Consider the following 1862-nt stretch of genomic DNA (forward strand, 5'->3'; position numbering starts at 1 on the left):
CGTTGTTCAGGAGTTGCGGCAGCGGCATGCGCTTGTATTTTCGCAGATCCTCTCGGACACGGTCATAGACCACGATCGTATCGTTCAGCGAATAGCCGATGATCGTCAGGATCGCCGCCAGTGACGACTGGTTGAACTCCAGCCCGGAGATGACGAAGAAGCCGAGCGTCATGACCACATCGTGCACCGTCGCCACAATGGCGCCGACCGCGAACTGCCATTCGAAGCGGAACCAGACATAGATCAGGATGCCGAGCAGCGCGATCAGCATGGCGATCGTGCCTTGCTTGGCGAGCTCGCCGGACACGGTCGGTCCCACCACTTCGACGCGGCGGAAGTCATAATTATCCTGCAGCTCGCCGCGCACCTTGTCGATGACGGTCTGCTCGGCATTTTCGCCACCATCCTGCGTCCCGACGCGGATCAGCACGTCGTTCGGCGTACCGAACTGCTGCACCTGGACTTCACCGATGTTGAGTTCGGTCAGCCGCGCGCGGAGGTCGGCGAGATCGGCATTGCCGCTCTTGGCCTGCACTTCGATCAGCGAACCGCCCTTGAAATCGATGCCGTAGTTGATGCCGACGGTCATGAACAGCACCACCGACAGGATCGAAAGTGCGCTGGACAGCGTGAACGTCCAGCGACGGATGCCCATGAAGGGGATCTTGGTGCCGGGCGGAACGAAGGTCACCGGCGCCTTCGGCAATTCCTTCGGGCGAGCCCGGCGCAGCCAGATCGAGACCAGCAGACGGGTGAAGGTGAAGGCGGTGAAGACGGTCGTCAGGATGCCGATGGCATAGGTGATGGCAAAGCCCTTCACCGGACCGGTACCAAGATAGAACAGCACCACGGTGGCGATCAGCGAGGTGATGTTGGAATCGACGATGGTCGCCAGCGCCTTGGTGAAACCGGTATCGATCGCCTGGATGACCGAGCGGCCGGCGCGCCGCTCCTCGCGGATGCGCTCGTAGATCAGCACGTTGGAATCGACCGCCATGCCGATGGTCAGCACGATACCGGCGATGCCAGGCAAGGTCAGCGTCGCGCCAAGCAACGAGAGCACGCCGACGATCATCGCCACGTGCACCGCCAGCGCGATGTTGGCGAGGAAGCCGAGGAAGCCGTAGGCGACGAACATGAAGGCAACGACGAGGATAGAACCGATGATGCCGGCGACCTTGCCGGCATGGATCGAATCCTGGCCAAGGCCCGGACCCACTGTACGTTCTTCGATCACCGTCAACGTCGCCGGCAGTGCGCCGGCGCGCAGCAGCACGGCGAGATCGTTGGCGCTCTGGGCGGTGAAATTGCCGGAGATTTGGCCGGTGCCGCCGAGGATCGGCTCGCGGATCTGCGGCGCCGAAATCACCTGGTTGTCGAGGATGATGGCGAACAGCTTGCCGACATTTTGCGCCGTGGCCTGGCCGAAGCGCGCCGCCCCCTTCGAATCGAAGCGGAACGACACCACCGGCTCGTTGTTCTGCGAATTGTAGGTCGCCTGCGCATCGACGAGGTTTTCGCCCGAGACGATGACGCGGTTCTCGATCAGATACGGAACCGGCGGATCGTCCTGCGAATACAGCACCGACGAGCCGGCAGGCGGACGGCCGTTGAGCGCGTCCTGCACCGGCATCGACTGGTCGACCATCTGGAAGGTCAGCTTGGCGGTCTGGCCGAGGATTTCCTTCAGCCTTTGCGGGTCCTGAAGACCCGGCACCTGGACAAGGATACGGTCGTCGCCCTGCCGCTGCACGATGGGTTCGGTCGTGCCGAGTTCGTTGACGCGGCGTTCGACCACCTCGATCGACTGCGTCAGCGCGGTCGACGTGCGGTATTTGATGCCGGCATCGGTGACGTTGAAC

Annotated in this window: 1 protein-coding gene; it reads right to left on the minus strand. The window is 62.7% G+C overall.

Annotated features, from left to right (window positions below):
- A partial coding sequence (gene secD, locus EN932_RS35250) for a protein translocase subunit SecD (RefSeq protein ID WP_128369478.1) occupies nucleotides 1-1862 on the minus strand: 1862 nt, incomplete at both ends.

The sequence above is a fragment of the Mesorhizobium sp. M7A.F.Ca.US.002.01.1.1 genome (genome assembly GCF_004022955.1).
Taxonomy (GTDB): Bacteria; Pseudomonadota; Alphaproteobacteria; order Rhizobiales; family Rhizobiaceae; genus Mesorhizobium; species Mesorhizobium ciceri.